The organism is Aquiflexum sp., from assembly GCF_977115555.1.
On sequence record NZ_CDSBKL010000361.1, the window covers coordinates 1 to 4,100 of the forward strand.

The window sequence follows — 4,100 nt, forward strand, 5'->3', positions numbered from 1 at the left end:
TTCAGGTCAAAATTTTCATTGCCATTTTCGACGCACCATTCGTCTATGTCAAAGGCTTCGATTTCATCAGCGCCAAGCTTGTGTGCCATGATGGCCAAGATTCCTGTTCCCGCTCCGATATCCAACACCCTTTTGCCGGAATGGTCCAGTGTAAGCTGATGGGATAACATCAAAAATGTGGTGGCATGGTGTCCTGTACCAAAAGACATTTTGGGATTGATGTGGATTTCATATCTGAATTCGGGCCTTGGTTCGTGAAAGGAAGCCCTGACATAAACCTGATCACCGACAAAGATGGGATCGTAATGCTTTTCCCACTCCTCATTCCAATTGACTTTGGGCATCTTGCCTTCCTGAACTTTAATCTTAGCGGCTTCTTTATACCTGTCGATGATTTCCTGAAAAGCCTCTCTGACTATCAGATCTTCCTGAATATAGGCATCAATCCCCTCATCGGTTTCCAAAAAAGAATCAAATCCGACCTCGGAAAGCTCTGCGATAAGAATCTCACGGAAAGGTTCTGTACAGGAAATCTTAAATTCTAAATATTCCATTTGTAATGATTTTTCTGGATGCATAAACGGCAGTGTCTCCACTGCCGCTGATTTTTTTAATTCTTAAGTTCGCCCCAGGCAGTGTCTCCACTGCCAATTTTAAAAGAACCAAAGGCCTTTTAATGATGCGCTAAGCTGTTCGTAAATCCGACTTCGAAATTCGTACTTAGAATGACTTCACAATCTCCACAAAATCCCTTGACTTCAGCGAAGCACCGCCGATCAATCCACCATCCACATCAGGTTTGGAGAAAAGGTCTTTGGCATTGCCCGGATTGGCAGAACCGCCATACAGGATAGAAATATTATCCGCCAATTCCTTACCGAATTTGCTTGCCAAATGTCCTCTCAAAGCTGCATGCATTTCCTGTGCCTGATCGGAAGAAGCTGTCCTTCCTGTTCCGATTGCCCAGATCGGTTCATAAGCGATCACGATTTTGGACATTTCTTCGGGGGAAAAGCCAAATAAGCTTTCTGTCAATTGCTGTTTTACATAAGCTTCATGCGTACCGGCTTCACGGATTTCCAAAGGTTCGCCGCAGCAGAAGATCGGGGTGAGTCCATTGGCAAGTGCCTGCTTGGTTTTTTCGGTTAGCAGTTGGTTTGATTCTTTGAAGTATTCCCTTCTTTCGCTGTGTCCAATGATCACGTAGGTCGCACCAAAGGAAGCCAACATTCCTGCGGAAGTTTCACCTGTAAAAGCACCGGAAACTTTGTCGGAGCAATTTTGAGAACCAAGAAAAAGATTAGGCGTATCCCCGATCAGTTTTTTGACAGGATACAGGTGGACAAAAGGTGGGTTGAGGACAGTGATCACATCTTTGATGTTTTCATCCTTGAGCATATTGACGATTTCGGAAGTCAGTTTTTGGCCTTCTTCAAAAGTGAGGTTCATTTTCCAGTTTCCGGCAACAATTTTTTTGCGCATGGTTTATTCGGTTTGATGGTTAGATTTGAAAAAAATAACTTCAAAAGTTACTTTGGGCTAAAATTACATAAAATGTCCTACCCACGAAAAGAATATAATCCCGATCGACCCAAAAAGTATTGGTCTCCGACAGAAGCCAAACTGAAAATCGCGGCTTATTGTGCGTATCAGGAGCGCTGTCAGGAGGAGGTCAGGAGTAAATTGGCCGAAAAAGGACTTTATGGGGATCAGGCAGAGGAATTGATATCCCATATGATCGAGGAAGGATTTTTGAATGAAGAGCGCTTTGCCCAGGCTTTTGTCAGGGGAAAATTCAACCTGAAAAAATGGGGGAGAAACAAAATCACCCAAGAACTCAAGCTCCGCAAAGTCAGTCCCAACTGCATCAAGTCAGGCCTTAAAGAAATTGATCCTGAAGATTATTGGCAAAAGCTCCTGGACTTGGTGGAGAAAAAATCCGAGTTCGTTAAAGAACCTGATCCCTTTAAGAAAAGGTACAAAATCCAACAGTACCTAATGGGAAGGGGATTTGAAAGCGATTTGGTCCAAAGTGCTGTAGAAACTGTTTTTTCAGGACAAAACCTTTAATTTTTGAAAGCAAAAGCCTAATTTGCGAAAGATTTGATAGCCAAATGATTCAGAAGTTATTTCCTCTTGACAAAAATTACATTTTAAGACAGGCGCAATCCATTTTGGAAGAGCAGATGCTTGAAGTGATGGTTTTTGAACTCAAAAAATCTTATACCCAACTTTACAATCCATTGATGCTGATGGATGAAACCTTTGCCAAAATCCTTGATACCTATGAGTATCCAAAGGACAGGTTGAGGATGATCTACAGACAGCTTTGTGGCATTTACCGCTTCAAAAATAAAGGCAACCAACTCGAATTGCTTTTTGACGGAAGGACACACTTGGAGAAATTTCAGGAAGACTGGTCAAGGCAGCTCTTGGAATGGGTTCACGAACTCGGTTATCACGAACAATATGTGAAAACAATGCTTCGCATGACCATCCTTTTTGATACCGAATCCCGTGCAGAATGGTCAGAAAACCACTGTAAGTTTTTTATCAACGAGTACTTCGAACTCAAAATCATCAAACGCAAAGGCGAACTCAAGCTTAAAATAGCATAAAGAAAAAGCCACCGAGAGATCGGTGGTTTTTTTGTTTTTGATCTTGCTACCTAAACGGTGAAAACCAAATCTCCATGAGCAGATATTGCCCTTTTCAAATTATTGGTATCTTTGATCCATGCATTTGGAAACCGAAAAAATTTCAGTTATTCAAGATTATTTCAAAACCAAACCTGTTTTGAAAGCATATCTTTTTGGTTCTTATGTGAGGGAAGAAGCAGATAATCAAAGCGATGTTGACATTTTGGTCGACTTAGATTATTCTGAGAGGATTGGGTTAGGTTTTGTCCAAATGAAACTTGAATTGGAAAATTTACTGAATCAGAAAGTAGATCTTGTTTCCTCGGGGGGGTTGTCAAAATATATCAAACCGATAATTGATGCTGAAAAAAAGCTGATTTATGCGAAGTAAATTAAGGAATAAGAATCGATTAAAGTACATTTTTGAAAATAAGGACTAATCAATTTTTATTTCTTTAACCATTCTTTAATCATTTTTTCTGCAGATTCAGAGGTATGTAAATTCCCGTCTGCAACATCTTGAAGTCCTTCTTTAATTGCAATGCTTTCACCATTTGTTAGCTTATATGTATTGTCTAGAGCCGATTCTTGATTGAGCAGCCTGATTATATCTTCAAGGATATGATTATCACAAATAGAGATTACTTTATTGATTATCTCTAATTTGAGTTCTGAAACTGACATGGATTTGAGGATCTAATTTTTTTAAATTTGAATACCTGAAAGGGCTCACAATTTAAAATTTAGCTTTCTTTGAATTCTCAATGCCTGAGGAAAAATTTGCGCTTTAATTGTAGCTACTTTTTTTCTTGACAAAAAAAGTAGCCCAAAAAGTCAAGACTGCGGAATCCTATCAGCACACAAGGCCGGGGCCGGCCCGGTCCGCAGTCATTCCTCCCCGCTTCGAAAATTTGAGACTCAGTATTAAACAGAAAATTTCCACAGAGATGGATACTTATATCTATATCCAAAACCGGAATAATAATCGGTTTGTAATTCGATTTTTTTATTTCATGGTTACTTTAAACTGAATAAAAAAAAAACCACCGATCAGGTGGTTTTATTGTTTTTTTCAGAAGATTGTAATTCTTATTCCTCATCCTCTTCCTCAGCCACCACATCCATGGTTTCTTCGGCCCAGGCCACTATCAACGCACGTTGTGCATCATCGATTTTGGCAGAAGGATGAATCAAAGTATAGATTTCCATCGGCATTTTGCCTTCCTTTACTTCTTCAACGATGTCATCCAGTTTCCCGAGTTTTTTCATCATGTCATATTCCTCCCAAGCAGAAAAGTTCAGTTCCTCCCGTCCTTCCCGCACATCCTTTGCTACAAGCCAAGAGGAAGGTGCCACATAAGAATACCATGGATAAACGGTTTCATTGCTGTGACAGCTGTAGCAGGATTTCTTTAGCATGGTTGCCATATCACCGTTGACAATGCCACTTTGGATGATATC

General features: G+C 40.2%; 7 protein-coding genes. 3 read left to right on the forward strand and 4 right to left on the reverse strand.

The window, feature by feature from the left end; genetic code table 11:
• Both prmA and tpiA read right to left on the reverse strand, forming a co-directional pair.
• Nucleotides 1-554, reverse strand: a 554-nt coding sequence (gene prmA / locus ACZFYI_RS16625; RefSeq protein WP_462525250.1) for a 50S ribosomal protein L11 methyltransferase, incomplete at its 3' end; no start/stop codon positions are given.
• Nucleotides 555-720: 166 nt separating this feature from the next.
• Entirely contained in the window at nt 721-1,482 is a 762-nt protein-coding gene (gene tpiA / locus ACZFYI_RS16630) for a triose-phosphate isomerase (protein ID WP_462525251.1), read from the reverse strand.
• A gap of 72 nt (nt 1,483-1,554) precedes the next feature.
• Between tpiA and ACZFYI_RS16635 the strand changes: the two genes are divergently transcribed.
• The 3 genes from ACZFYI_RS16635 (at nt 1,555) to ACZFYI_RS16645 (ending at nt 3,030) form a co-directional block, all read left to right on the forward strand.
• The gene (locus ACZFYI_RS16635) at nt 1,555-2,070 is read left to right on the forward strand and encodes a regulatory protein RecX (protein ID WP_462525252.1); all 516 of its coding nucleotides are present in this window, start codon (nt 1,555-1,557) and stop codon (nt 2,068-2,070) included.
• 44 nt (nt 2,071-2,114) lie between these two features.
• A complete protein-coding gene (locus tag ACZFYI_RS16640; protein ID WP_462525253.1) occupies nt 2,115-2,618 on the forward strand; it encodes a hypothetical protein in 504 nt (167 codons plus the stop codon).
• Nucleotides 2,619-2,736: 118 nt separating this feature from the next.
• Nucleotides 2,737-3,030 (forward strand): nucleotidyltransferase family protein, encoded by a 294-nt coding sequence (locus ACZFYI_RS16645; protein WP_462525254.1) that lies wholly within the window; start codon nt 2,737-2,739, stop codon nt 3,028-3,030.
• Nucleotides 3,031-3,086: 56 nt separating this feature from the next.
• Here ACZFYI_RS16645 and ACZFYI_RS16650 read toward each other — a convergent pair whose 3' ends face one another.
• Complete coding sequence (locus tag ACZFYI_RS16650) at nt 3,087-3,323, reverse strand: hypothetical protein (protein WP_462525255.1); 237 nt, start codon at nt 3,321-3,323, stop codon at nt 3,087-3,089.
• Between the two features lie 405 nt (nt 3,324-3,728).
• A partial coding sequence (locus ACZFYI_RS16655; RefSeq protein ID WP_462525256.1) for a heme-binding domain-containing protein occupies nt 3,729-4,100 on the reverse strand: 372 nt, incomplete at its 5' end.

Excerpts from the sequence above, each read along its gene's own strand:
- tpiA (WP_462525251.1), bottom strand. The coding sequence starts at position 1,482 with ATGCGCAAAAAAATTGTTGCCGGAAACTGGAAAATGAACCTCACTTTT.
- ACZFYI_RS16635 (WP_462525252.1), top strand. The coding sequence starts at position 1,555 with ATGTCCTACCCACGAAAAGAATATAATCCCGATCGACCCAAAAAGTAT.
- ACZFYI_RS16640 (WP_462525253.1), top strand. The coding sequence starts at position 2,115 with ATGATTCAGAAGTTATTTCCTCTTGACAAAAATTACATTTTAAGACAG.
- ACZFYI_RS16645 (WP_462525254.1), top strand. The coding sequence starts at position 2,737 with ATGCATTTGGAAACCGAAAAAATTTCAGTTATTCAAGATTATTTCAAA.
- ACZFYI_RS16650 (WP_462525255.1), bottom strand. The coding sequence starts at position 3,323 with ATGTCAGTTTCAGAACTCAAATTAGAGATAATCAATAAAGTAATCTCT.